Below are 24,006 nucleotides of genomic sequence, written 5' to 3' on the forward strand. Positions count from 1 at the left end.
GACTCAGCGGCGCCGCTCCACATAGGGACGCGCCTGCAGCAGCACGATGCGGTCGCCCACCGTGGCCCATTCGATGTCCTGGTCGACGCCGCCGAAAGCGCGCTTCACGGCCGCGCCGGCATTGGCAAGGCGCAGCACCAGTTCGTCCGTCAGCACGGTGCGGCCGGCCTCGACCGGCACTTCCTTCACGCCGCCGTCCTTGTCGAGCTGCAGCGCCGTCTCTTCGGCCGAGCGGCTCAGCACCTGGATCGCCTTGGACCAGCTCGAGTACATCACCTGCTCGGCCACGCGCTGCCCCTCCACCACGCGAATGCCGATGCCGCGCTTGGCCGAGATGTAGGTGACGTGCGGGTGGCCGGCGTCGAAGGGGTCGCGCGTGATCATCACGCCGGCGTTGGCGGAGTCGATGGCCGTCTGCACGAACACGCCCATCAGCACCGATTCGGCGCCGAAGCCCGCGGCGCTGCGCGCCTCCCAGGCTTCGGGGTTGAACACCGAGGCCCAGACCCTCTTCACCGCGAGTTCGAGCGCGTCGCCGGTCTTGACGTTGGGCACCGTGGTGTAGAGCCCCGCGCCGCTGAAACCGGGCAGGTCTTCGGAGTTGGACGAGCTGCGCACGAACACGCCGCCGCCGCCGAGCTGCGTTTGCCATGCGGCGCGCCACGCCGCCGCACTGGCCGCATCGACGGGCCACTGCACGATCTGGTCGCGCAGTTGCGCCAGCGCCTTCTGCCGGATCTGCGGATCGCCCGCAAAGCCGGGTTGCTGCCGCATGCGCGCGATGCGCTCGGCCAGGCCGTTCGTGCGCATGAAGCGGTCGTAGTGCGCAAAGGGAATGCAGAAGCCATCGGGCACCGTGGTGGACGGAATGCGCGCGGCCAGCACGGCGCCAAGGTTGGCGGCCTTGGAACCGCACTGCGCACTGTGGCGCGCGCGCAGCGATGCGAGCGGCAGCAGGCGCGTTTCGTTCAGGTCGGGCCTGGCGGCCCTTGCGCTGCCGGGCACCGCGCCGATGGCCGCGGCGCGCACATTGCGCGGCGGCAGCGCCGCAATTTCTTCCGGTGCAAGGCGGCGCACATGGTAGCCCGACGCAGCCACCTTGAGTGCCACCCACTGCCCCGCGTGCTCGCGCAACACGGCCGCGGCATCGCGCACATAGGCGTTGGGAATGCCCCAGCCCTTGGCCAGCAGGTTGACGTGCGAAAGCGCGGTTGATGGCCGCTCGGTCAGCACGCCGGCCACCGGCGGCAGGCTGATCGGCACCTGGCGCAGCACGGCGATGTCGTCGGGCAGCAGCGCGTTCAGCGCATTCGCACCGGAGGCCTCGTCCACGATGCGCACGCGGCCGGTGGCCGTACCCAGATTCATCGGCATGTAGGGCTGCTCGCGGATCAGCGCCTCCTGGCTGACGAAGTCGATGCCCGCCTCGGTCGCGACGCGTTCGTGCAGCGTGGAGTTGGTCTTGAATTTCACGGGCGCGAAGAAGCTGGCCTTCACCTGCGCATCGGCCTGGCGCAGCAGCGCGGGGGTGAGCCGGTCGCCTTCCCAGAACTCGTAGGTGAAGCTGCCGATGTTCTGCTGCCAGCTCAGCGTGCCGAACAGGAAGCGGCGATCGGGCACGAGGTAGTTGCGGTCGATCTCGCGCTTGCCCGCGCGCGGCGCGAGCCCGGTGTCGCGCACGAAGCGCACGTGCAGCTGGTAGCGCGGCGTGTCGATGTAGTAGGTGCGCACGGGCCTGGCCTGGCGGTCGACGGCGAACAGGACGTGGGCCAGCTGCATCGGCGTGCCGGCGTCGTACACGCGGGCCAGGGTGTCGAAGTCGCCGCGGCTGCGCAGCATCGGCAGCGACGCGGGCGCGGCCGGGCGCGCGCGGGATGGCATGGCGGCGCCTTCCGGGGCGGCCTTGTTGTTCTGCTGCTGGTAGTAGGAAGGCTTGCGCGCAAGCTGCGCGCCCGCGGGCCCGGCGGCTACGGCCATTGCGGCGGACGCGAGCGCCGCCATCCATCGCGCCGCGCTATTGTTTCGGTAGCGAAGTTCGCCCGACGCACAGGCGTTCTTGTTGTTTTTCATGCCGAGTCCTCGATTACAAGCGGTTGCCGAATGTGCGTGCGCTTCACCAAGCAGGGGACGTGCGCTGACAGCGGCAGCGGATTCTCGCGCGTTACATATCCATCGCTTTCATCCGGCCCCGGGAACCAGAGACAAACCCATGAACCGCCCCGCCTTTCCTGATCTTCACCGGCCATTGCACCGATGGCTGCTCGGATTGGCGCTGCTGTGCCTCGGCGCGGCAGCCAGCGCACAGCAGGACCCACCGGGACGCGTGGCGCGCCTGAACCTGCAGCAGGGCACGGTGAGTTTCGCGCCCGCCGGCGAAGACAGCTGGTACGACGCGCAGCCCAACCGCCCCATCACCACCGGCGACCGGCTCTGGACCGACCGCAATGCACGCGCCGAAGTTCACATCGGCTCGGCGGCGCTGCGGATGGACGGGCAGACGCATGTCGAATTCTCCGAACTCGACGACGACACCGTGCGCCTCACCGCGAACCAGGGCAACCTGCAGCTGCGCGTGCGCGACGACCTTGCGGGCCAGCGTGTCGAAGTGGACACCGGCAACCTCGCGGTCGTGATCGACGCGCCCGGCGAATACCGCGTGGCGGCCGACCCCGCCGCCGGCACCACCTGGATCGCGGTGGCTGCGGGCCGCGTCACGCTGCATGGCGAGAACGGCGAATCGCAATCGCTGGGCGCTCGGCAGCAACTCACCGTGTCGGGCCGCAACCTTGCCGCGGTGGGCGGCGCACCGGCGCAGAACGGCAGCTTCGACGCCTGGGTGGCCGAGCGCAACCGCATCGAGGACCAGTCGATCTCCGCACGCTATGTGTCGCGCGAGGTCGTCGGCTACCAGCAGCTCGACGCCTACGGCGACTGGCAGAGCGACCCGACTTACGGCGACGTCTGGTTCCCGCGCAACCTGGACGCCGACTGGGCGCCCTACCGCGACGGCCAGTGGGTCAACATCGCGCCCTGGGGCCTGACCTGGGTCGACGCCGCGCCCTGGGGTTTTGCGCCTTTCCACTATGGCCGCTGGGCACGCGTGGGGCCGCGCTGGGCCTGGGTGCCGGGGCGGCCGGCCGCACGGCCCGTGTATTCGCCCGCACTGGTCGGCTTCGTGGGCGGCAGCGGCGCCAATGCCGCCTTGCAGATCGGCAACGGCCGCAGCGGCGTGGGCTGGTTCCCGCTGGCCCCCGGGGAGGCATGGCGGCCCGGCTATCGCGCGAGCCAGCGCTACCTCGACCAGGTGAACCGCATGGCGGCCTACCGGAACCGGCAGGCCGAGCTGCGCAACGACTTCTACGCCAACCAGCAGATGGCGGGCGCCGTGACCGTGCTGCCGGCCGACCGCTTCGGCCGCGGCCCCTTCGGCCGGCGCGACCTGGTGCGGCTGCCGGACGACCGCTTCGCGCGCGTGCCGGTCGCGCCGGCGCCGGGCATCCCGATGCACAACTTCGGCGGCGGCTTCGGCCGGCCGGCCGCGGTGCCGCCACCGACGCAGTTGATGGCGCGCGAGCAGCAGGAATTTCGCTACGAGCAGGCGCGGCGAACCCAGCAGATGCAGCAGGCGCAGCAGGTTCAGGCGATGCAGCAACAACAGCAGCAGCAACAACAGCAAATGGAATGGCAGCGCCAGCAGGGCTTGCGCCAGCAGCAGGAGTGGCAGCAGCGCGGCGCACAGGATCATCAGTGGCAACAGCGCCAACAGCAACAGCAACAGCAACAGCAACAGCAGATGCAGATCCAGCAGCAACAGGCGCTGCGGCAGCAGCAGGAAATGCAGCAGCGCGCAGCCCAGGCGCAAGCCCAGCAGCAACAGATGCAGCAGATGCAACAGCAACAGCGCGCGGCACAGCAGCAGGCATTGGCCCAGCAACAGATGCTGCGCCAGCAGCAGGAGATGCAGCAACGCGCCGCACAGGCACAGCAGCAGGCCCAGGCGCAACAACAGGCCCAGCAGAACGCGATGCGCCAGGCGCAGGAGGCGCAGGTGCGCGCCATCCAGCAGCAGCGCGGCTTCGCGCCTTCACCGCAGCCGCCCCAGCCTCAGCCTCAGCCGGGCCAACGCGGCGGCGACGACCCACGCCGGCTGTGGACCTCTCCGGACCAGCGCTGAACCTTCGAGGTGCGGCGGCGCAGCAGCGCCATCGCACCGCGCAAGCCCCGCCGCAAGCGGGGCCCTTGGCCGGCGGCTACAGTCGCCGCCAAGGAGAGTCTTTTCCATGCCCACATTCGACTTCGATCTTTTCGTCATCGGCGGCGGCAGCGGCGGTGTGCGCGCCGCGCGCATGGCGGCCCAGCAGGGCGCGCGCGTGGCCCTGGCCGAGGCGGCCGACCTTGGCGGCACCTGCGTCAACGTGGGCTGCATTCCGAAGAAGCTCTACAGCTACGCAGCCGGCTATGCCGAATCCTTCGAGGAAGCCGCGGGCTACGGCTGGCAGCTGCCGCAGGCGCCGAAATTCGACTGGGCGCATCTCAAGGCGCAGCGCGCGAAGGAGATCTCGCGGCTCAACGGCGTGTATGCCTCGCTGCTGAAGAATTCCGGCGTGGTGCTGGTCAGCGGCTGGGCGCAGCTGCTCGACGGCCACACGGTCGAGGTCGACGGCAAGCGCCACACGGCGCGCCATCTGCTGGTGGCCACCGGCGGCACGCCCTACGTGCCCGACATTCCGGGCCGCGAGCACATCGCCATCTCCGACGCGATGTTCGACCTCGACCCGTTCCCCAAGCGCCTGCTGGTGGTGGGCGGCGGCTACATCGCCTGCGAGTTCGCATCGATCTTCAACGGCCTGGGCGCCCAGGTGACGCAGCTGCACCGCCGCGCGCACCTGCTCACGGGCTTCGACGACGACGTGCGGCAGTTCCTCGCCCACGAGATGGGCAAGGCGGGCGTCGACGTGCGACTGAACTGCGAGGCCACCTCGATCACGCGCGGGGCGCACGGGCTCACGGTCACGCTCGCGCGCGGCCAGCAGATCGAAGCCGACACGGTGCTCTTTGCGACCGGCCGCGTGCCCAACACCCAGGGGCTCGGCCTCGAAGCGGCAGGCGTGAAGCTCGACGAGCGCGGCGCCATCGCGGTCGATGCGCACTACCGCAGCTCGGTGCCGTCGATCTACGCGGTGGGCGATGTGTCCACGCGCGTGCAGCTCACGCCGGTGGCGCTGGCCGAGGCGATGGTCGTGGTCGACGAGCTGTTCGGCAAGGGCCGGCGCCGGCTCGACTACGAGTTCATTCCGACGGCCGTGTTCACGCACCCCAACATCGGCACCTGCGGCTACACCGAGCTCGACGCGCGTGCGAAGTTCGGCGACGTGGCGGTGTTCTCGAGCGAATTCAAGTCGCTGCGCCACACGCTGTCGGGCCGCAGCGAGCGCACCTTCATGAAGCTGGTGGTCGACAGGGCCAGCGACCGCGTGGTCGGCCTGCACATGGTGGGCGCCGATGCGGGCGAGGTGGTGCAGGGCTTTGCCGTGGCGATGCGCGCGGGCGCGACCAAGGCGCTGTTCGACAGCACCATCGGCATCCACCCGACGGCGGCCGAAGAGTTTGTCACCATGCGCGAACCCATGCCCGGCTAACGCTGCTTGGTTTCGAGCAGCTTCACCATCACGAACAGCACGCGGTTGGCGGGCGTGGGCACGCCCAGCGCCTCGCCGCGGCGCACGACGAAGCCGTTGAGATGGTCGATCTCGCTGGGCTTGCCGCGTGCGAGGTCCTGCGCGGTCGATGAATACTGCGAGGGCATCGACTGCGCAATGCCGCGCACGGCCGCGTCGGTGTCGCCCGGAATCGCGACACCCTCGGCCTTTGCCACGGCGAGGCATTCGGCGACCACGTCGCGGATCACATCGGCCACGCCCACGCCTTTCACGAGTTCGCCGTAGGGCAGCTGCGACACGGCCGACAGCGCGTTGTAGGCGCAGTTCAGCACCAGCTTGGCCCAGAGCGAGCCGCGCACGTTGCCGGAAATCTGCGTGGGCACGCCGGCGGCCATCAAGTGCTGCGCAACCTGTTCGCTGCTGCGCGAAGGCGCGATCACCAGCTCGCCGCGGCCGTGGTGCTTCACGTGGCCCGGGCCGGCCATCTCGGTGGCCACGTAGACCACGGCGGCAGCCACCTCGCTGGACGGCAGCACCGAGCGCACGCGCTCGTCGTTGTCGACGCCGTTCTGCAGCGTGAGCACCAGCGCAGCGGGCGAGAGATGCGGCCTGATCTGCGCCGCGGCCGATTCGGTGTCGGTGGACTTCACGCAGAACAGCACCAGGTCCGCGCCCTGCACCGCGCCGGCCTCGGTGCTCGCGCCGAGCCGCACCTGCTCGTCGAAGGCCTTCGTCTCCAGCCGCAGCCCGTTGGCACGAATGGCCTCCACGTGCGAAGGCCGGCCGATCAGCACCACCTCGTGGCCCGCGCGCGCCAGCATGGCGCCGTAGTAGCAGCCGACTGCGCCGGCGCCCATGACTGCGACTTTCATCGATTCATTTCCTTGGTTGTCTGTTCGGCCCAGAGGTTAGCGAAGGCTGCCGCTTCATGCTTGCGCGCCGCGCGAAGCCACGCCTTCCTTCAGAAGCCACTCCCGAAACGCCGCGAAGGCCGGCAGGTCGAGCCGGTCCGGCCGATAGCAGAGGTAGTGCCCCTGGTCCACGCGCACCGGCGCGCCACAGGGGCTCAGCAGCGATCCCTCGGCCAGTTCTTCCTGCACCAGCAGCTTCGGCACCAGCCCGATGCCCAGGCCGCTGAGCGCCGCCTGGATCAGCGCCGAATACTGCGCGAAGCGCGGCCCGGCCACGGTCTGCACTTCGGGCACGCCGTGCTGCGCGGCCCACTCGCGCCAGGCGGTGGGCGCGCCCTCGTGGTGCAGCAGCGTGTGGGCGACGACGTCGGCCGGCTGCGCGATGCGATGGCGCTTCTCGACCAGCGCGCGCGCCGCGATCAGCACGAACTCGCGCCCCGCGATGTATTCGGACACCACGCCGGGCCAGCCGTCGGGGCCGTAGCGAATGGCGGCATCGACGCCGGCCGGGATGCCGTCGCTGGGCTCCAGGTGGCGGCTGAAGCTCAGCATCACATGGCGGCTCTTCTGGCTGAAGGCCGGCAGGCGCGGGATGAGCCACTTGGTGAGGAAGGTGGGCACGCTCGCGAGCGTGAGCAGGCCGGCGCCGGCATCGCCCGAGCGCGCCTCGAAGGTCGCGGTCTCGATGGCGCGCAGGCCGCCCGAGATCTTCTGCCAGTACACCCGCCCCTGCGGCGTGAGCTGCACGCCGCGGCCGTTCTTCTGCAGCAGCTCGCGGCCCAGGAAGGCCTCGAGCCCCGCGATCTGCTTGCTGACCGCGCTCACGGTGATGCACAGGGCGCCGGCCGCGAGCGTGATGCTCTGGTGGCGCGCCACGGCGTCGAAGGCCAGCAGTTCCTGGATGGTGGGGCAGTCGCGCTTCATGCATGGCTCCGGTCGATGAAAGCTCCGTGAAAAACACTTTCCGATTGCTCAAGCGTCGTCATCCAGCTTTCACCCATAAGTACGCATGTGCTTCCTAGAATTCGCTGGAGCGCGGCAACCGGCCGTGCGCAAGAAGTAGCGCACTCGGAAAGTATGCCGGCTGCGCAAGACATCGGGAGACATCACCTTGGTTCGCGGCATCTCGCTTTTCTACGGCCTGTACCTGCTGCTGCCGATCGCCCTGCTGCTGATCGGCAGCTTCGGCGGCAACTGGACCAACACGCTGTTGCCCACGGGCATCACCGGACAGTGGTACCTCGACCTCTGGCTCGACACCTCGTTCCGCAAGGCCTTCGTGAGCAGCCTCGTGGTGGCCATGTCGGCCTGCGCGATCAACACCGTGCTGGCGCTGCCGCTGGCCCATGCGCTGTACCACGGCGCCCGGCGCGGCAGCAGCCTGGCGGCGCGCATCGTGAGCGCCACCCCCGTCGCGGTGCCGACCATCACGCTGGCCTTCGGCTACATGATCGTGTTCAACACCGACCTCGCGCCCTGGCTGGGCTCGATGCCGCTCCTGATCGCGGCGCACGCGATCCTCACGCTGCCCTACCTCACCAACACGCTGCTGAGCGACCTGCGCCACCTGGACCTCGGCCGGCTCGAGCAGGCGGCCGCCACGCTCGGCGCCTCGGGCTGGCAGCAGTTCACCGGCATCGTGCTGCCGAGCCTGCGGCAAAGCCTGATCAGCGGGCTGGTGATGGTCGCGGCCATTTCGGTGGGCGAGTTCGGGCTGTCGAACCTGCTCACGAGCTTCCAGAACCGCACCTATCCGGTGGTGCTGTTGCAGGCCTTCTATGGCGCGACCGGTTTCGCCTGTGCGGCCACGGTGATCCTGCTGGTGCTGGCGAGCGCGTCGGCGCTTCTTTCTTCCTCCCTTGTGAAGCAACGCGCATGAGCCTCCTCCTCGACAACGTCAGCTACAACTATCCCGGCAGCACGCACGGCCTGCACGACGTGTCGCTCGACGTGCGCACCGGCGAGCTGGTGGCGGTGATCGGGCCCAGCGGCTCGGGCAAGTCGACGCTGCTCAAGCTGGTGTCGGGCCTGGAGACGGGCCACAGCGGCCGCATCGCGCTCGACGGCGCGGACATGTCGCGCACGCCGGTGCACCAGCGGCACATCGGCATGGTGTTCCAGAGCTATGCGCTGTTTCCGCATCTGAGCGTGCTCGACAACGTGGCCTACGGGCTCAAGCTGCGCAAGGTGGCCGTGGCCGAACGACGCCGCCGTGCGCAGGAACTGCTCGACATCGTGGGGCTGGGCGAATACGCGCAGCGTGCCGTCGCGCAGCTCTCGGGCGGGCAGCAGCAGCGCGTGGCCCTGGCCCGCGCGCTGGCCATCGACCCGCGTGCGCTGCTGCTCGACGAACCGCTCTCGGCCCTCGACGCCAGCGTGCGCGGCCACCTGCGCGACCAGATCCGGTCGATCCAGCAGCGCTTCAACGCGACCACGCTGCTGGTCACGCACGACCAGGAAGAGGCGCTCGTGATGGCCGACCGCGTGGCCATGCTCAAGGATGGCCGGCTGCTGCAGATCGCCACGCCGCGCGACATCTACGAGAACCCCGCGAGCCGCGCGGTGGCGGAGTTCGTCGGGCTCTCGACGATCCTGCCCGCGAAGGTCAGCGCGCCAGACCGGCTGGACCTCGGCTTTGCCGAACTCGCCGCACCCACGGGCCGCCGCACGGCCGGCAGCGCGGTGCAGGTGCTGGTGCGGCCCGAGCACATCCGGGCCGATCCGCCGGTCGGCAGCATCAACCGCCTCGCGGGCCGCACCGGCGCGCAGCGCTACCTGGGCGCGCTCACGCGCTACGACTTCGAGGTGGCGGGCGCACCCAAGCCCTTCCTCGCCGAATCGGCAAGACCCGCCGCCGAAGCGATTGCCATCGCGCCCGAACACCTCCGTTTGCTCGATCACTGATCTTTTTTCCTTCCAAGGAGCCACCCCATGCAACGCAGACATCTGATCCAGGCCGCCGGCGCACTGCCCGCACTGTCATTGGCCACCCTCGCCGCCCGCACCGCCTTCGCCTTCGACGGCCCCGAGCTCTACGCGGGCGAGAAGGCGCTCTATGCCGAGGCGCAGAAGGAAGGCCTGTGCGTCTCCTTCGACACCGGCCCCGAATGGGCCAACTGGAAGTCGCTGTTCCGCGACTTCAAGAAGCGCTATCCCGAGATCGAGCTGACCTACAACGACATCGGCTCGGCCGCCACCGTGGTCGCGCTCGAAAAGACCAAGCGCCGCCCGCAGGCCGACACCGCCTACTACTTCGCCGCCTCGGCCGTCGACGCCGCGAAGAAGGACGTGGTCGCGCCCTTCAAGCCCGTGAACTTCGACAAGCTGCCGCCCGTGTTCCGCGAGGCCGAGGGCCGCTGGTTCACCATCCACACGCTCAACATCGCCTTCCTGGTCAACAAGAAGCTGGTGAAGAACGTGCCGACCGGCTGGGCCGACCTGCTCAAGCCCGAGTTCAAGAGCACGGTGGTCTACCTCGACCCGCGCTCCACCGGCATCGGCCAGGTGCTGACCTTTGCCGCGGCCTATGCCAACGGCGGCAGCGTCGACAACGTGCAGCCCGGCACCGACTACCTGGGCAAGCTGCACTCGGCCGGCAACGTGCTGCGCGTGGAAGGCACCACGCCGTACGCCAAGTTCCTCAAGGGCGAGATCCCGGTGTGGATCAGCTACGAGAACGACGGCCTCAAGGCCAAGCATGTCGACGGCATGGGCGATGCCGTGGAGGTGGTGATTCCGAAGGAGGCCAGCGTGGCCGCGCCGTATGCCATCAGCCTGGTGAAGAACGGCCCCAACCCCAATGCCGGCAAGCTGTGGCTCAACTTCATCATGAGCGAGGCCGGCCAGTCGCTGTTCGCGCAGGGCTTCGTGCGGCCTGCCGTGCCGGGCACGCCGCTCTCCGCCGATGTCGCGGCCAAGATGCCGGCCGCGCCGCAGATCCGCCCGCTCGACGTGGTGAAGGCCTCGGAGCGCAAGGCCGAAGTCGACAAGCTCTGGGCGCAAGCCGCGCTGGGCAAGTAGGCAGGCCGTGATGCGACGCTTTGGCGCCTGGCCCGCCTGGGCCTTCATGGCGCTGTTCTTCGCGGTGCCGCTGGCGGCCCTGCTGCCCGAGGCCTTCGGCGACGGCGGCAGTGCCTTCGGGCGGCTGTTCGGCAACCCGCTGTTCCTGGGCGCGCTGCGCAACACGCTGGGCCTCGGCCTCGCGGCGGGCGCGATCTCGGCGCTGGTGGGCACCTGCATCGCCATCGAACTCGCGCGCCAGCCCGAGGGCCGGCGCCAGTGGATGATGGCCCTGCTGGGCCTGCCGCTGGCCTTCTCGGGCCTGGTGATCGCCTATGGCTTCATCCTGGCTTTCGGGCGCGCGGGCTTCGTGACGCAGCTGCTCGCGGGGCTGGGCGGCGACCCGGCGGCCATCGGCAGCTGGATCTACAGCGTCTCGGGCCTGGGTTTCGCCTATGCCTACTACCTGATCCCGCGCGTGGCGCTGTCGCTGTACCCGGTGTTCGCCAACCTCGACCTGCGCCCGGCACAGGCGGCACGCACCTTGGGCGCTTCGCGTGCCCGGGCCTTCCGGGACACGGTGGTGCCCGAGGTGATGCCCTCGGTGCTGTCGAACGCCTGCATGGTGGCCGCGATTGCGATGGGCACCTATGGCACGGCGCTGGCGCTGGTGGGCACGCAGCTCAACATCCTGCCGCTGATGCTGCTCGCGCAGGTGGGCGACGGTGGTTCTGATTTCGCGGTGGCAGCGGCCTTGTCGCTGGTACTGATGGTGGTGTGTGTGATCGTGATGGGAGTGGGCGATGTCCTTACGCGAAGGCGCGAGCGCGGTGCTGCCGGCGCCGGTCATTGAGGCGCTGGCGCGCCTGGCTCAGAAGCAATCGGGGCCGGCGCGCCACCGCCAGCCGGTGGCCATCCTCGGCCCCGGCGACGGCGGCCCGGCCGAATGCGGGGCGGCCTACGCCGTGGCGCATGCGCTGGCCGGCGCGGGCATGGCGGTGATCTGCGGCGGGCGCGGCGGCGTGATGGCCGCGGCCTCGCGCGGCGCCGCCGAGGCCGGCGGCATCGCCGTGGGCATCCTGCCCGAGGACGACGACCGCAACGCCAACGAATGGCTCAGCGTGGCCATTCCCACCGGCATGGGCGAGATGCGCAACGGCATCATCGCGCGCAGCGGCGTGTGCCTGGTCGCCATCGGCGGCAACATGGGCACGCTGTCGGAAATGGCGATGGGGCTCAAGTGGGGCAAGCCGGTGTTCGTGATGCACGGCGACGTCGAACTGCCGGGCGCGGTGCAGGCGGCCGATGTGAACGACATGCTGGCCAAGGTGCTCGCCTGTCTTCTCGCCTGAGCCTGTTGCGGGGGCAGCGGCCGGCACGGCCGCATTGCACAATGCCGTCATGCCCTACATGCCCACTTTCGTCGCTCCCGCCCGCTTCAACGACGCCGCCGCGGCGCTCGAACAGGTCAAGTCCATCTACCAGGGCGGCCTGGCGCATCTGCGGGAATCGATGCTGCGTTTCGTGGCCGGGGAGGCGCTGCCGGGCCGGGTGCGGGCCTGCTACCCGTTCGTGCGGGTGCACACGCACACCGTCTCGCGCCACACGCCGCCGGCCAACGCGGGCCTGAGCTACGGCTTCGTCGCCGGCCCGGGCCGCTACGAGACCACGCTGACGCGGCCCGACCTGTTCTCGCGCTACTACCTCGACCAGTTCCGCCTGTTGCTGGAGAACCACCAGGTCGAGATCGAGGTGGGCACCAGCACGCAGCCGATTCCCATCCACTTCTCCTTTGCCGAGAACGACCACATCGAAGGCACGATGAGCGAGGAGCGCCGCGCGCTGATGCGCGACGTGTTCGACCTGCCCGACCTGGGCGTGATGGACGACGGCATCGCCAACGGCACCTACGAGGCGCAGGCGGGCGAGGCGCAGCCGCTGTCGCTCTTCACGGCCGCGCGCGTGGACTACTCGCTGCATCGGCTGCGGCACTACACCGGCACCGCGCCCGAGTGGTTCCAGAATTTCGTTCTGTTCACGAACTACCAGTTCTACATCGACGAGTTCGTGCGCCTGGGCCACGAGGCCATGGCCGATGAAAAGAGCGAATACGTCGCCTTCATCGAGCCCGGCAACGTGATCACGCGCCGGCGCGGGCTGGCCGCCGGCGCCAGCACCGGCTACGGCGGCCTGCTCGACGGCAGCCAGGGCACGGCGCCGCCGCGCCTGCCGCAGATGCCGGCCTACCACCTGGTGCGCGAAGACTGCAGCGGCATCAGCATGGTGAACATCGGCGTTGGCCCGGCCAATGCCAAGACCATCACCGACCACATCGCCGTGCTGCGCCCGCACGCCTGGATGATGCTGGGCCACTGCGCCGGCCTGCGCAACGCGCAGCAGCTCGGCGACTACGTGCTGGCGCATGCCTATGTGCGCGAGGACCATGTGCTCGACGAGGAGCTGCCGCTGTGGGTGCCGATTCCGGCGCTCTCGGAAATCCAGCTCGCGCTGGAGAAAGCGGTGGCCGACGTCACGCGCTACACGGGCCCCGACCTGAAGAAGATCATGCGCACGGGCACGGTGGCGAGCACCGACAACCGCAACTGGGAGCTGCTGCCGGGCAACCAGCCGCAGCGCCGCTTCAGCCAGAGCCGGGCCGTGGCGCTCGACATGGAAAGCGCCACCATCGCGGCCAACGGCTTCCGCTTTCGCGTGCCCTACGGCACTTTGTTGTGCGTGAGCGACAAACCGCTGCATGGCGAGATCAAGCTCCCGGGCATGGCCAACCACTTCTACCGCGAGCGCGTGGAGCAGCACCTGCGCATCGGCATGCGGGCCATCGACATCCTGCGCGAGCAGGGTTCGACCCGGCTGCACAGCCGCAAACTGCGCAGCTTCGCGGAGGTCGCATTCCAGTAACAGCCGGGCCTGCCTAGGGTTTTCACCTACCTTCGAAGGTAGGTGGGCGACGCATTTCGCGGACATCATCCGGAAACCTTTCTCACAACTGGAAACAAAATGCCTCGTTCGTCGCCCGGGAAGCTTTCTCGCCGCAACTTCAATGCATGGATGGCGGGCGCGGCCGCCGCTGCCGGGGCCGGGCATGCACTGCTGTGGCCCCGCCTGGCTGGCGCGGCCGAGCCGCAACTCGTTTCCAGGCTGCGCATCGTGATTCCGGCCAACGAAGGCGGCGGCTGGGACCAGACCGGCCGCGCGCTCGGCGCGGCGCTGCTGGCCTCGGGCGCGGCGGGCGAGGTGGTCTACGAGAACATCGGCGGCAAGGGCGGCACCATCGGCCTGGCCAAGTACGTCGAGAAATACGACGCCGACCCCGACACCCTGCTGATGAGCGGCATGGTCATGGTCGGCGCGGTGGCGCTGCAGAAGCCGGCCGTCACCATGGCCCAGGTGGCGCCGGTCGCGCGCCTCACCAGCGACTACGAGGTGGTGGCCGTGAAGGCCGATTCGCCCATCAAGACGCCCAAGGACCTGATCGCCCAGTTGCGCGCCGATGCAGCCAAGACCGTCATCGCGGGCGGCTCGGCCGGCGGCGTGGACCACATGTACGCCGGCATGCTGGCCCGCGTGGCCGGCAGCACCGCGGGCCTGGTCTACCAGCCGTACCCGGGCGGCGCGCAGGTGGTGGAAGCGCTTGCCACCGGCAAGGCGGTGGCGGGCATCTCGGGCTTCAGCGAATTCAGCGCGGGCCTGTCCAACGGCACGCTGCGCGCCATCGGCGTGTCGTCGAAGCGGCCGTTCCTGGGCATTCCCTCGGTGCGCGAGCAGGGCGTGGACGCCGACCTGGCCAACTGGCGCGGCGTGCTCACCGGCAAGAAGGTCCCGGCGGACCGCAAGGCCGTGCTGCTCGAGGCCGTGCACCGCGCCACCACGGCCGACATCTGGCAGAAGACCATCAAGCGCAACAACTGGGATGCGTACTGGATGGCAGGCAAGGATTTCGAGAGCTTCCTCGACCTGGACCTGGCAATGGCCGGGCCGATGATCTATCTCCTCAAGCTGAAAGCCTGAGCGCGCGCCTTCAGGCAAAGAGCTCGGGCATCTCGCGCTGCGCCCTGGGCGTGAGTGCCAGCGCGCGGCCGTCGAGCTCCTGGCGCACCCAGCCGCGGCGCAGCGACAGCTGGAGCCACGCCGCGCCGAGCGCGCCGCCCAGGTGCGGGCGGCGCTCGCTCCAGTCGAGGCAGGCGCAGGCAAAACGCCGGCGGGAGCGGCGCACCGCGTCCACCTCCACGCCCAGGCTCTCCAGCGCGATCGCGCCTTCGGGCGTGAGTTCGTACGAACCGCTCTGCAGTCCGCTGAGCCAGCCCTGCGCATGCAGCCGGTCGTGCAGCGCGACGCCGGCCGTGCCGGCCATGTGGTCGTAGCAGGTGCGCGCGGCGCGCAGGCGGCTCGGCGTGCCGGGCTTGAACGCCGCAGCGTGCGGCGCGCCGGCCACCACCATCAGGCTTTCGAGCGCGGCCGCCACGTTGTCGTCCGCCAGCCGGAAGTAGCGGTGCTTGCCCTGCACGAGCAGCTCGACCAGTCGCTCCTGCCTGAGGCGCGCGAGGTGCGCGCTTGCGGTGGACGCGGCCACCTCGGCCACGGCGGCCAGCTCGGTCGCGGTGCGCGCGTGGCCGTCCATCAGGCAGCTCAGCATGCGGGCGCGCGCGGGCTCGGCGATGGCGCCGGCCAGGCGGGCCAGCTGCATGTCGGCGTTCGATGAAGAAGCGGAGGAAGAAGGGGTCGTGTCCATGCGCCGATCCTAAGACGCCGCCGCATCCCACACTTCGTTCACGGCCGAAGTGTGACGGCGGCAGCGGCGGCACACTGCGCGCCATGAACACAAGCTCCACGCCCTCCTCCGACGGCATGCCCCTCGACCCGGTCGCAGCCGTCACGCATGCCGATCCGTATCCCTTCTATGCCGCGCTGCGCGCGGGGCCGCCGCTCGCGTGGAACGAGGCGCTGCGCCTGTGGGTCGCGAGCCGCGCTGAGGTGATCGAATCGCTGCTGCTCGCGCACGGCGCGCTGCGCGTGCGGCCGGCGGCCGAACCGGTGCCGCGCGCCATTGCGGGCAGCGCGGCGGGCGAGGTGTTCGGCCATCTCGTGCGCATGAACGACGGCACGGCGCACCAGGCCCATCGGCCTGCGCTGCAGCGTGCGCTGGCCGGGCTGGACCTGGGAGCCGTCCGCACGGCGGCATTGCGGGTCGCGCATGGCGTGCCGGTGCAGCCTTTGTCGGACGCGCTGTTCTCCATGCCGGTGCGAGCCGTCGCGCACCTGCTGGGCTTTGACGATGAGGCGCTGCCGCAGGTGGACCGGTGGATGCGCGATTTCGTCGCCTGCCTGTCGCCGCTGTCCACGGCAGAGCAGCTGCAAGACGCCAGCGCCGCCGCGGGCGAACTCATGGCGCGCTTCGAGGCGCTGGCCGCAGGCACGCCGCCGCGCCAAGGAACACTGCTCGCGGCCGTGCTCGCCGAAGGCGAAGCCAGCGCGCCGCTCTCGCGCGCGCTGCTCGCAAACCTCGTCGGCCTGCTCTCGCAGACCTGCGATGCGACGGCCGGCCTGCTGGGCAACAGCCTGATCGCGGTGATGCGCGAACCGTCGCTGCAACAGGCCGCGCCGACCCGGGGCGGGCTGCAGGCGATCGTGGAAGAGACGGCACGGCACGACCCCTCGGTGCACAACACACGGCGCTTCGTGGCCGAGTCCGTCACTCTCGCGGGCACGCCGCTGGCGGCAGGCGATGCGGTGCTGCTCGTGCTGGCCGCGGCCAACCGCGATCCGGCGCTCAACCCCGAGCCCGAGCGCTTCAGCCTCGTGCGCGCACGGCGCCGCATGCTGGGGTTCGGCCACGGCATACATGCCTGCCCGGGCCAGGCGCTGGCCTGCACGCTGGCCGCCGCAGGGCTCGAGGCCGTGCTGCATCGCACGCCCGATCTTGCGGCGATGCATGAACGCGGCTGGCACTACCGGCCTTCGGTCGCCGCGCGCATTCCCGTCTTTCATTGACGGGAGCGCGAAGGCCGCTCAGGCGCGCGCGGCAGCCCAGCGTCCGGTGCCTTCGAGGTGCGGCGACAGCGCAGCGTCGCCCCAGCGCAGCGGCAAGGCGGCGGGCCGGCGCAGTGCGTGCTCCACATGCAGCCGCAGCAGCCGCTCGGCGCCTTCGAACTCGGCGATCTCGGGGCCGTCGAGCACCAGCTCCGCGGTGGCCGCCACGTGCAGGAGATCGCCGTTGTCGTAGTCGATGAACAGCAGGCCCGCGCGCGGATGGGCCACCAGGTTGCCCAGCGTGTTGAAGAAGCGGTTGCCGTTGAAGTCGGGCACCGTGAGCACGCCGCCTTCGTCGACGCGAACGAAGCCGGGCCGGCCGCCGCGGTGCGACACGTCGACACCGTGCGAGCGCGCATCGGCCTCGTCGCCCGCGGCCGCATCGTCCGGATACGCCGTGGCGATGAACAGCGTGTCGGCGCTGCCGATGAGCCGCTGCGCGTCGAGGTCGAGCGTGTCGAGCCATTGGACGGGTGCCGCATCGCCGCGCGGTGGCACGAACGCCGGCTCGCGCGCCTGGATGTAGCGCGGGCAGTTGCCGAAGCTCTGCTGCACCGCGACCATGAAGCCGCGGGCATCGAGCGCCTCGACCGTGCCGTTCATGCGGTTGCGCCGCCGCGTGTGCGGCTCGATGCCCAGCAGGCCGAGCGCGGCGCCTTGCGCGAGCTGCCCGGCCAGCGGATCGCCGGTTGCCGGCAGCGCATCGACGCGCAGGTGCGTGGCATCGGGCGAATGCGCGAAGCCCGCGGGCGCCGCGAGCACGCTGGCCCAGGGCTGCAGGTCGGCATCGAGGCTGCCGACCACGAGGAACGGCAGCTGCGCGAAGAATTCGCGGTGCTGGTCGGGCATGTAGTCGCGGATCACGCGCGGCCCCGCGGCCTCCATGCGCTCGCGCCAACCCGTCTGGGTTTGCAGCGCGCGCTCGCCGGCGTGGAAAGGCGCGGCGATCATGATTCAGTCGCCGCCGCCAGTCCGACCGGCGTGCGCACCATCGGCACGAAGCCGGGCAGGGCCTCCACGCGCGCGAGCCAGGCGCGCACCTGCGGATACGCATCGAGCGACACGCGGCCTTCGGGCGCATGCGCCACATAGGCATAGTTCGCGATGTCGGCCAGCGTGGCCGCGGGCCCGGCCAGGAAGGGCTGCTGCCCGAGATGGATCTCCATCACCGCGAGCAGCGCATGCGAACGCGTCACCGTCTCGGCGGGATCGGCGGCCAGGCCGAACAGGGCCATGACGCGTGCGGCGGCCGGCCCGTAGGCCAGCGGCCCCGCGGCCACCGAGAACCAGCGCTGCACGCGCGCCGCGCCCACCGGGTCGCGCGGCATCCAGCGCGCCGGGTCGGCCGAATAGCGCTCGTTGAGGTAGACCAGGATCGCGTTGGAATCGGCCAGCGTGGTTTCGCCGTCCTCGATCACCGGCACCTGGCCGAAAGGGTTGCGCGCCAGGAACTCGGGCGTGCGGTTGTCGCGCTTCTTCAGGTCGAGCTCGACGACCTCGAAGGGCAGGCCGAGCATCGAGAGGAACAGCCGCACCCGGTGCACGTGGCCCGAGATGGCGCTGCCGTAGAGCTTGATGGGTTGTACGGGAGGGGAAGCGATGGCATTCATGGGAGGTCCTCTGGAATGTGAAGTGGGCGTGACCCGGATTCTTCTCTCTTGCGCTGAATGAAGGAATAGCCGTTCTTGCATTTGACTGCTGCGTTATTCGGCTTAATCCGGTTTAATCGCGCCATGGATCGTTTCAAGGCCATGCAGACCTTCGTGCAGATTGCCGACCAGGGCAGCCTGACCCGCGCCGCCGAGGCGCTCGGCACCTCGCTGCCCGCGGTGGTGCGCGCGCTCGCCGCGCTGGAGGCGCACCTGGGCGTGCGCCTGTTCCACCGCACCACGCGCCGCCTCTCTCTCACCGAGGAGGGCCGCCATTACCTGCCGAGCGCGCGCGAGGTGCTGCTGGCGGCCGATGCCGCGGACCTCGCGCTCAAGGCCGAGGCGCGCGAGCCCGCGGGCCAGCTCACCATCACCGCGCCGGTGCTGTTCGGCCACATGTACGTGGCGCCGGCCATCACCCGCTTCATGCAGCGCCACGACAAGGTGCGCTGCACCGTGCTGCTGCACGACCGCACGGTGAACCTGCTGGAGGAAGGCATCGACGTGGGCATCCGCATCAGCCCGCTCGCGGATTCCTCGCTCGTGGCGCAGACGCTCGGCACCATCCGGCGCGTGGTGGCGGTGAGCCCCGGCTATCTCGCGCGCCACGGCACGCCGCAGCATCCGCGCGATCTCCATGGCGCACCCTGCGTGCGCGGCCGGGTCGACGCGCCGCCGCAGTGGGTGTTCCACGACCGCGGCAAGACCGTCAGCGTGACGCCGAGCTGCCGCCTCGAGTTCAACCACCTCGCCCCGGCCATCGAGGCCTGCGCCGCGGGCATGGGCTTCGGCACCTTCTTCTCCTACCAGGTGCTGCCGCATGTCGCGCAGGGACGGCTGAAGCTGGTGCTCGAAGACTTCGAACCGCCACCGCGCCCGGTGAGCGTGATCTATCCGAACGCGCGGCTGCTGCCGGCCCGCACGCGGGCTTTCATCGACTGGATGAAAACCGAGTTCAGCGGCCTTCGGATGTAGGCAGCCGTCTATCTATTTATTGCCCGGCGGCGGGCGCGGGCAGCGGCCGGCCCTCGCACAGCGCCGCGGCATCCGCCGCAATGCCGCGCACCGCCTCTTCCATGCCGAGGTTCAGCACCGACATGAATTCGCCATTGCCGCTGGCCCAGTTGGCGCGCGTGCCCATGCCGTGGTACAGCCGCGTGGCGACCTCGCCGCCGGGCAGGGAATAGCTGGCCTTGAGCACCACGTGCGACACGAGGTTGAGCCCCGCGGACCATGCATGGGCCAGGCGCAGCGCCACCACGGCCGTGGCCTGGCGCGCGGCGGCGGACGACAGCGGCGCGCCGGCAACGGTGCGCAAACCGTAGCGCCGCGTCGACAGCAGCGCGTCGCGCGTCCATGCACCCGCATCGCCGCTGCGCAGCGACTGCACCGACCTTGGCGTGGCATGGACCGTCGGCATCATCAGCGTGAGATGGCCCGCGTGGACCTGGTTGCTGCGCGCATCCTCGATCGCCGGCAGATAGAGCGTGCAGCCCTGCGGCGCGCGCAGCGACTCCGCCGACGGGCCGTTGGGCCGCTGCGCCGGTTCCGGCGCCTGTTCATAGACCATGTCGAGCGGCTCGCTCTCGGTCAGCGCGTGGGAGAGGCCGGGCATGGCGCAGAGCACGAACAGGGCCGTGCCGACGCGGTGCGGATGCAGCTTCTTCATGGCGCAGTGCTCCGGACCGAGTACATCGCGCCATCCTGGTCGCGGAACACGACACGCCCGGGCTGCTCGTCGAAGCTGTGCCCGGCCAGCGTGACCCATGCGCCGTTGACGTTGAAGCGCGCGGTCCGCACCGCGCCGGAACGCGCGCCGGCCAGGTCCATGCCCAGCACGCGCAGCGTCTGCCGGACCGAATCGCGCATCACGGCCTTGATCACCCGGCCGTCGTTGGCGGTCAGGCGGCGCAGCACCGTGGCGCGCGTTCCGCCGCCGATCGGCGTCTGGAAGATGATGGCGGAACGATAGGAGGGCTCGCTGTTGCCGGCTTGCCAGAGCAACGCCGTGGTCCGCGTGGTGAAGGCGCCGAGCCCCGGCTCCAGCGCGTACTGCAGCAGCAGCACGAGGTAGGCGGGGCCGGTCTTCGTGGCCGCGATGCGCGCCTCATGCTCGGCCTTCGGCGGCATGCCCGCGAGCACCTGCGACGAAGCGACCTTCAGCGCAAACGCGTTGGGCGCGTTCAGCAGCTCGCCGAAAGCCAGGCCGGCTTCGACGCGGTAGTCGTAGTCGAGCAATGGGCCGACGATGGCACCCACCTCGGCGCTCATCTCCTTCTGCCGCGACTGCTGCACCGACGAGTCGATCAGCGCGCCGATCAGCCCGCCGCCGGTGGCCGCGCTCACGCCGGGCGCCTGCGCCGAGAACATGAAGCTCTCCTGCGCGACGACCACGCGCACGTCGACCTCGCGGACCCCGGCCCGGTCCGCCGCCGCGAGCGGCCGATGGAAAGGCGCGCAGGCGCCGAGCAGCAGAGCCGCCGACAGCGCAGCCAGCGCCAACAGGAAACGAAGCATCCTTGGGCCTCCCGCGATATGCACATACGAGCACGGCGAGAACACGCCGATGGGCGTGGATTGTGCCGGCAACTGCTTGCTCCGAACCCGCGCCGCCTGTCCATCGGTTGAATCGCTGCCGGCACGCATCGCGGGCCTGCGTCAGAATGGCCGCGTGCCCTCCTCTTCCTCTTCCTCTTCCTCCGCCCCTCTCTTCCACGCCAGCCACCTTTGCAAGCGCTACGGCAGCACCACGGTCGTGGACGACCTGTCGTTCGAGATCGCGCCCGGCGAATGCCTGGGCGTGATCGGCCCGAACGGTGCCGGCAAGACCACCACCATCCGCATGTGCCTGGGCCTCACCACGCCCGATGGTGGCGACATCTGCGCGCTCGGCCTGCAGATGCCGCGCGACGCGCTGGCCATCAAGGCGCAGCTCGGCGTGGTGACGCAGTTCGACACGCTGGACCCCGACTTCAGCTGCGCCGAGAACCTCGTGGTGTACGGCCGCTACTTCGGCTTCAGCAAGGCGCAGGTGCGCGAGCGCGTGCCGCAGCTGCTCGAGTTCGCGGCGCTCTCGCACAAGGCCGATGCAAAGCCGGGCGAGCTCTCGGGCGGCATGCGGCGGCGCCTCTCGCTGGCGCGCGCGCTGGTGAACGATCCCAAGCTGCTGCTGCTCGACGAGCCCACCACCGGGCTCGATCCGCAAGCGCGCCACCTGATGTGGGAACGCCTGCAGGTGCTGCTGCAGCAGGGCAAGTCGATCCTGCTGACCACGCACTTCATGGACGAGGCCGAGCGCCTGTGCTCGCGCCTCCTGGTGCTCGACCACGGCCGCAAGATCGCCGAGGGCCGCCCGCGCGACCTGATCGCCGAGCACCTGGAGCCCGACGTGGTCGAGGTGTACGGCAACGGCGCGCTCTCTCTGGCCGAGTCGCCGGAGCTGAGGGCGATGGCGGCGCGTGTCGAGGTGAGCGGGGAGACGGTGTTCTTCTACACGCAGGACGCACGGCGGCTGCTCGATGCGCTCACGCAGCGTGGCGGCCTGCGCACCTTCCACCGGCCCGCGAACCTCGAAGACCTTTTTCTCAAGCTCACGGGTCGGCAGATCCGCGAAGACGGCTAGACCACGACGATCATGAATACGACGACTGCAAGCCCTTCTTCTGCCGCGGCATCGCCGCCGGCCCGTTCCGTGTGGCGCCCGCCCGAGATCTCGCTGCGCTGGTGGCCCGTGTTCCTGCGCAACCTGCTGGTGTGGCGCAAGCTCGCGATACCGAGCCTGATCGGCAACATCGCGGAGCCATTGATCTGGCTCGTGGCCTTCGGCTACGGCATGGGCGCGCTGGTGGGGCAGGTGGCGGTGGACGGCGTGAAGGTGCCCTACATCCTGTTCCTCGCGAGCGGCTCGATCTGCATGAGCGCGATGAATGCCGCGAGCTTCGAGGCGCTGTATTCGGCGTTCTCTCGCATGCAGGTGCAGAAGACCTGGGACGGCATCATGAACGCGCCCGTGGGGCTCGACGACATCGTGCTGGCCGAGATGCTGTGGGCGGCGTTCAAGTCGATCTTCACTGTGACCGCGATCCTGTTCGTGATGCTCGGGCTGGGCATCAGCCACAGTCCGAAGCTGATCGTCGCGTGGATGATTCTGGCCGGTGCCGGCATCGCCTTCTCGTCGATCGCACTGATCTTCAATGCGCTTGCCAAGAGCTACGACTTCTTCACCTATTACTTCACGCTGTTCATGACGCCGATGATGTTCCTGAGCGGCGTGTTCTTTCCCCTGGAGCAACTGCCTTCCGCCGTGCGCGCCGTGGCGGCGTGGCTGCCGTTGACCAATGCGGTGGCGCTGGTGCGGCCGCTGTTCATGGACCAGTGGCCGGCCGACTGGTGGCTGCATGCGGGGGTGCTGGCTGTGTATGCGGTTGCGGCTTTCTGGGTGGCTTTGGCGTTGACTCGGAAGAGGTTTCGGGGGTAGGTTTTTTTGGGCTTCGGGGGCCGGGTCTCGCCCCGGCGGGCGACTCACTTTCTTTTGCTTCGCCAAAAGAAAGTGAGTCCGCCGCCGGGCGGAATCCCGGCCCCGAAAACCAAACCAAAAACAGAACCCAAAATAATTACATTGCACACAATTCAATTGCGCACTACAATTCCAGCCATGCGCAGCACCACACAAGCCACAGACGAAATGCTCAAGCTGGACAACCAGCTCTGCTTCGCCGTCTATTCCGCCTCGTTGGCCATGACCCGCCTCTACAAGCCGGTCCTGGAAAAGCTGCAGCTCACCTATCCCCAATACCTCGTCATGCTCGCCCTCTGGGAGCAAGACGGCCCCACGGTCTCCGAGCTCGGCGAACGCCTGTCGCTCGATTCCGGCACGCTGACGCCGCTGCTCAAACGGCTCGAAGCCAACGGCTATGTGGCCCGGGTGCGAGACGTGGCCGACGAACGCCGCGTGCACATCACGCTGACTGCCGCTGGCCGCAGGCTCAAGGCCCGTGCGGCCAATGTGCCCGAATGCCTGATGGCTGCCGCCCAATGTTCTGTGCCGGAACTCATTTCGCTCACCCAGCAGATCCAGTCGCTGCGCGATCGCATCAAGAAGGCAGTCTGACAGGCATAGACATATCAGTTTTCTCCCCCGCTTCGATCGAAAAAAGAGAGAGAAGCTATTTCACCTCCCCCCTCCATCATCATCAAAGGAATCACCATGACCACCAAGCTCGACAAGGTTCTCTACACCGCTGAAGCCCACACCGTCGGCGGCCGCGAAGGCGCGGGCAAGTCCAGCGACGGCGCCATCGACGTCAAGCTCAGCTCGCCCGGTTCGGGCAAGCCCGGCACCAACCCCGAGCAGCTGTTCGCGGTCGGCTACGCCGCCTGCTTCATCGGCGCGATGAAGGCGGTCGGCCCGAAGATCGGCGTGAAGGTGCCCGAGGACGTGGCCATCGACTCCAGCGTTTCCCTTGGCCCGACGAATGGCGGCGCCGCCTACGGCATCGCCGTGAAGCTGGCCATCACGCTGCCCGGCCTGGACACCGAACAGAAGCAGAAGCTGGTCGACACGGCTCACCAGGTCTGCCCGTACTCGAACGCCACGCGCGGCAACATCGACGTCGAACTCTCGATCGCCTGATTCCGCGCCCAGCGCAGAAAAAAAGAAAAGCGTCCCGGCCACAAGCCGGGGCGCTTTTTTCATGGCCGGCGTTGTCTCGCGGGTGACCCGGAAAAGGGAAACGCGAT

Annotated in this window: 23 protein-coding genes; 15 read left to right on the top strand and 8 right to left on the bottom strand. The window is 69.5% G+C overall.

Translation table 11 applies throughout. The features are described from left to right. Window positions 1-3: 3 nt before the first annotated feature. Window positions 4-2,070 carry a PEP/pyruvate-binding domain-containing protein gene (locus VAPA_RS25220; protein ID WP_021012827.1) on the bottom strand — a complete coding sequence of 689 codons (2,067 nt, stop codon included), beginning with the start codon at window positions 2,068-2,070 and terminating at the stop codon, window positions 4-6. A gap of 139 nt (window positions 2,071-2,209) precedes the next feature. Here VAPA_RS25220 and VAPA_RS25225 point away from each other — a divergent pair, with 139 nt between their 5' ends. Beyond that, window positions 2,210-4,174, top strand: coding sequence for a DUF6600 domain-containing protein (locus VAPA_RS25225; protein WP_021012828.1), 1,965 nt, complete (start codon window positions 2,210-2,212; stop codon window positions 4,172-4,174). A 106-nt stretch (window positions 4,175-4,280) separates the two neighbouring features. After that, the gene (gene gorA, locus VAPA_RS25230; RefSeq protein ID WP_021012829.1) at window positions 4,281-5,639 is read left to right on the top strand and encodes a glutathione-disulfide reductase; all 1,359 of its coding nucleotides are present in this window, start codon (window positions 4,281-4,283) and stop codon (window positions 5,637-5,639) included. Here the strand turns inward: gorA and VAPA_RS25235 are convergent. Both VAPA_RS25235 and VAPA_RS25240 read right to left on the bottom strand, forming a co-directional pair. After that, window positions 5,636-6,532 carry a ketopantoate reductase family protein gene (locus VAPA_RS25235; protein ID WP_021012830.1) on the bottom strand — a complete coding sequence of 299 codons (897 nt, stop codon included), beginning with the start codon at window positions 6,530-6,532 and terminating at the stop codon, window positions 5,636-5,638. The genes gorA and VAPA_RS25235 overlap by 4 nt on opposite strands. 54 nt (window positions 6,533-6,586) lie before the next feature. Then, on the bottom strand, window positions 6,587-7,495 hold the full coding sequence (locus tag VAPA_RS25240) for a LysR substrate-binding domain-containing protein (protein WP_021012831.1): 909 nt from the start codon (window positions 7,493-7,495) through the stop codon (window positions 6,587-6,589). A gap of 187 nt (window positions 7,496-7,682) precedes the next feature. On the opposite strand from VAPA_RS25240, the gene VAPA_RS25245 reads away from it, so the two are divergent. The 7 genes from VAPA_RS25245 (at window position 7,683) to VAPA_RS25275 (ending at window position 14,599) form a co-directional block, all read left to right on the top strand. After that, on the top strand, window positions 7,683-8,450 hold the full coding sequence (locus tag VAPA_RS25245) for an ABC transporter permease (protein ID WP_021012832.1): 768 nt from the start codon (window positions 7,683-7,685) through the stop codon (window positions 8,448-8,450). Continuing rightward, on the top strand, window positions 8,447-9,475 hold the full coding sequence (locus tag VAPA_RS25250; protein ID WP_021012833.1) for an ABC transporter ATP-binding protein: 1,029 nt from the start codon (window positions 8,447-8,449) through the stop codon (window positions 9,473-9,475). The genes VAPA_RS25245 and VAPA_RS25250 overlap by 4 nt, the downstream gene beginning before the upstream one ends. Before the next feature lie 27 nt (window positions 9,476-9,502). After that, the gene (locus tag VAPA_RS25255) at window positions 9,503-10,591 is read left to right on the top strand and encodes an extracellular solute-binding protein (RefSeq protein WP_021012834.1); all 1,089 of its coding nucleotides are present in this window, start codon (window positions 9,503-9,505) and stop codon (window positions 10,589-10,591) included. 10 nt (window positions 10,592-10,601) lie between these two features. Beyond that, the gene (locus tag VAPA_RS25260; protein WP_021012835.1) at window positions 10,602-11,423 is read left to right on the top strand and encodes an ABC transporter permease; all 822 of its coding nucleotides are present in this window, start codon (window positions 10,602-10,604) and stop codon (window positions 11,421-11,423) included. Next, window positions 11,374-11,922: a TIGR00725 family protein gene (locus tag VAPA_RS25265; protein WP_041946243.1), complete on the top strand. Its 549-nt coding sequence runs from the start codon at window positions 11,374-11,376 to the stop codon at window positions 11,920-11,922. Before VAPA_RS25260 ends, VAPA_RS25265 begins: the two co-directional genes overlap by 50 nt. 49 nt (window positions 11,923-11,971) lie before the next feature. Next, window positions 11,972-13,489, top strand: a complete 1,518-nt coding sequence (locus VAPA_RS25270) for an AMP nucleosidase (protein WP_021012837.1) — start codon at window positions 11,972-11,974, stop codon at window positions 13,487-13,489. A 99-nt stretch (window positions 13,490-13,588) separates the two neighbouring features. Next, window positions 13,589-14,599, top strand: a complete 1,011-nt coding sequence (locus VAPA_RS25275; protein ID WP_021012838.1) for a Bug family tripartite tricarboxylate transporter substrate binding protein — start codon at window positions 13,589-13,591, stop codon at window positions 14,597-14,599. Window positions 14,600-14,609: 10 nt separating this feature from the next. Here VAPA_RS25275 and VAPA_RS25280 read toward each other — a convergent pair whose 3' ends face one another. Beyond that, window positions 14,610-15,320, bottom strand: a complete 711-nt coding sequence (locus VAPA_RS25280) for an ArsR/SmtB family transcription factor (protein WP_021012839.1) — start codon at window positions 15,318-15,320, stop codon at window positions 14,610-14,612. Between the two features lie 83 nt (window positions 15,321-15,403). On the opposite strand from VAPA_RS25280, the gene VAPA_RS25285 reads away from it, so the two are divergent. Continuing rightward, window positions 15,404-16,579 (top strand): cytochrome P450, encoded by a 1,176-nt coding sequence (locus VAPA_RS25285; protein ID WP_230558933.1) that lies wholly within the window; start codon window positions 15,404-15,406, stop codon window positions 16,577-16,579. 18 nt (window positions 16,580-16,597) lie between these two features. Here the strand turns inward: VAPA_RS25285 and VAPA_RS25290 are convergent, their stop codons facing one another. Together VAPA_RS25290 and VAPA_RS25295 are read right to left on the bottom strand one after the other, a co-directional pair. Beyond that, window positions 16,598-17,569 (bottom strand): pyridoxamine 5'-phosphate oxidase family protein, encoded by a 972-nt coding sequence (locus tag VAPA_RS25290; RefSeq protein ID WP_021012841.1) that lies wholly within the window; start codon window positions 17,567-17,569, stop codon window positions 16,598-16,600. Then, on the bottom strand, window positions 17,566-18,228 hold the full coding sequence (locus VAPA_RS25295; RefSeq protein ID WP_021012842.1) for a glutathione S-transferase family protein: 663 nt from the start codon (window positions 18,226-18,228) through the stop codon (window positions 17,566-17,568). Before VAPA_RS25295 ends, VAPA_RS25290 begins: the two co-directional genes overlap by 4 nt. Before the next feature lie 123 nt (window positions 18,229-18,351). Between VAPA_RS25295 and VAPA_RS25300 the strand changes: the two genes are divergently transcribed. Further along, window positions 18,352-19,242: a LysR family transcriptional regulator gene (locus VAPA_RS25300; RefSeq protein ID WP_041946245.1), complete on the top strand. Its 891-nt coding sequence runs from the start codon at window positions 18,352-18,354 to the stop codon at window positions 19,240-19,242. 16 nt (window positions 19,243-19,258) lie between these two features. On the opposite strand, the gene VAPA_RS25305 is transcribed toward VAPA_RS25300, so the two are convergent. After that, the gene (locus tag VAPA_RS25305) at window positions 19,259-19,936 is read right to left on the bottom strand and encodes a hypothetical protein (protein WP_021012844.1); all 678 of its coding nucleotides are present in this window, start codon (window positions 19,934-19,936) and stop codon (window positions 19,259-19,261) included. Beyond that, on the bottom strand, window positions 19,933-20,784 hold the full coding sequence (locus tag VAPA_RS25310) for a hypothetical protein (RefSeq protein ID WP_021012845.1): 852 nt from the start codon (window positions 20,782-20,784) through the stop codon (window positions 19,933-19,935). Before VAPA_RS25310 ends, VAPA_RS25305 begins: the two co-directional genes overlap by 4 nt. A 115-nt stretch (window positions 20,785-20,899) precedes the next feature. On the opposite strand from VAPA_RS25310, the gene VAPA_RS25315 reads away from it, so the two are divergent. The 4 genes from VAPA_RS25315 (at window position 20,900) to VAPA_RS25330 (ending at window position 23,899) form a co-directional block, all read left to right on the top strand. Further along, window positions 20,900-21,889 (top strand): ATP-binding cassette domain-containing protein, encoded by a 990-nt coding sequence (locus VAPA_RS25315; protein WP_041946615.1) that lies wholly within the window; start codon window positions 20,900-20,902, stop codon window positions 21,887-21,889. A 12-nt stretch (window positions 21,890-21,901) separates the two neighbouring features. Then, the gene (locus tag VAPA_RS25320; RefSeq protein WP_021012847.1) at window positions 21,902-22,744 is read left to right on the top strand and encodes an ABC transporter permease; all 843 of its coding nucleotides are present in this window, start codon (window positions 21,902-21,904) and stop codon (window positions 22,742-22,744) included. A 177-nt stretch (window positions 22,745-22,921) separates the two neighbouring features. Further along, window positions 22,922-23,377, top strand: a complete 456-nt coding sequence (locus VAPA_RS25325) for a MarR family winged helix-turn-helix transcriptional regulator (RefSeq protein WP_021012848.1) — start codon at window positions 22,922-22,924, stop codon at window positions 23,375-23,377. A 96-nt stretch (window positions 23,378-23,473) separates the two neighbouring features. Then, the gene (locus VAPA_RS25330) at window positions 23,474-23,899 is read left to right on the top strand and encodes an organic hydroperoxide resistance protein (protein ID WP_021012849.1); all 426 of its coding nucleotides are present in this window, start codon (window positions 23,474-23,476) and stop codon (window positions 23,897-23,899) included. Window positions 23,900-24,006 lie beyond the last annotated feature (107 nt).

Source organism: Variovorax paradoxus B4, assembly GCF_000463015.1.
Lineage (GTDB): Bacteria > Pseudomonadota > Gammaproteobacteria > Burkholderiales > Burkholderiaceae_C > Variovorax > Variovorax paradoxus_E.

Bases quoted from the DNA above. Each gene is read 5' to 3' on its own strand.
- VAPA_RS25220 (WP_021012827.1), bottom strand. From the start codon at position 2,070: ATGAAAAACAACAAGAACGCCTGTGCGTCGGGCGAACTTCGCTACCGA.
- VAPA_RS25225 (WP_021012828.1), top strand. From the start codon at position 2,210: ATGAACCGCCCCGCCTTTCCTGATCTTCACCGGCCATTGCACCGATGG.
- gorA (WP_021012829.1), top strand. From the start codon at position 4,281: ATGCCCACATTCGACTTCGATCTTTTCGTCATCGGCGGCGGCAGCGGC.
- VAPA_RS25235 (WP_021012830.1), bottom strand. From the start codon at position 6,532: ATGAAAGTCGCAGTCATGGGCGCCGGCGCAGTCGGCTGCTACTACGGC.
- VAPA_RS25240 (WP_021012831.1), bottom strand. From the start codon at position 7,495: ATGAAGCGCGACTGCCCCACCATCCAGGAACTGCTGGCCTTCGACGCC.
- VAPA_RS25250 (WP_021012833.1), top strand. From the start codon at position 8,447: ATGAGCCTCCTCCTCGACAACGTCAGCTACAACTATCCCGGCAGCACG.
- VAPA_RS25255 (WP_021012834.1), top strand. From the start codon at position 9,503: ATGCAACGCAGACATCTGATCCAGGCCGCCGGCGCACTGCCCGCACTG.
- VAPA_RS25260 (WP_021012835.1), top strand. From the start codon at position 10,602: ATGCGACGCTTTGGCGCCTGGCCCGCCTGGGCCTTCATGGCGCTGTTC.
- VAPA_RS25265 (WP_041946243.1), top strand. From the start codon at position 11,374: ATGTCCTTACGCGAAGGCGCGAGCGCGGTGCTGCCGGCGCCGGTCATT.
- VAPA_RS25270 (WP_021012837.1), top strand. From the start codon at position 11,972: ATGCCCTACATGCCCACTTTCGTCGCTCCCGCCCGCTTCAACGACGCC.
- VAPA_RS25275 (WP_021012838.1), top strand. From the start codon at position 13,589: ATGCCTCGTTCGTCGCCCGGGAAGCTTTCTCGCCGCAACTTCAATGCA.
- VAPA_RS25280 (WP_021012839.1), bottom strand. From the start codon at position 15,320: ATGGACACGACCCCTTCTTCCTCCGCTTCTTCATCGAACGCCGACATG.
- VAPA_RS25285 (WP_230558933.1), top strand. From the start codon at position 15,404: ATGAACACAAGCTCCACGCCCTCCTCCGACGGCATGCCCCTCGACCCG.
- VAPA_RS25290 (WP_021012841.1), bottom strand. From the start codon at position 17,569: ATGATCGCCGCGCCTTTCCACGCCGGCGAGCGCGCGCTGCAAACCCAG.
- VAPA_RS25295 (WP_021012842.1), bottom strand. From the start codon at position 18,228: ATGAATGCCATCGCTTCCCCTCCCGTACAACCCATCAAGCTCTACGGC.
- VAPA_RS25300 (WP_041946245.1), top strand. From the start codon at position 18,352: ATGGATCGTTTCAAGGCCATGCAGACCTTCGTGCAGATTGCCGACCAG.
- VAPA_RS25305 (WP_021012844.1), bottom strand. From the start codon at position 19,936: ATGAAGAAGCTGCATCCGCACCGCGTCGGCACGGCCCTGTTCGTGCTC.
- VAPA_RS25310 (WP_021012845.1), bottom strand. From the start codon at position 20,784: ATGCTTCGTTTCCTGTTGGCGCTGGCTGCGCTGTCGGCGGCTCTGCTG.
- VAPA_RS25320 (WP_021012847.1), top strand. From the start codon at position 21,902: ATGAATACGACGACTGCAAGCCCTTCTTCTGCCGCGGCATCGCCGCCG.
- VAPA_RS25325 (WP_021012848.1), top strand. From the start codon at position 22,922: ATGCGCAGCACCACACAAGCCACAGACGAAATGCTCAAGCTGGACAAC.
- VAPA_RS25330 (WP_021012849.1), top strand. From the start codon at position 23,474: ATGACCACCAAGCTCGACAAGGTTCTCTACACCGCTGAAGCCCACACC.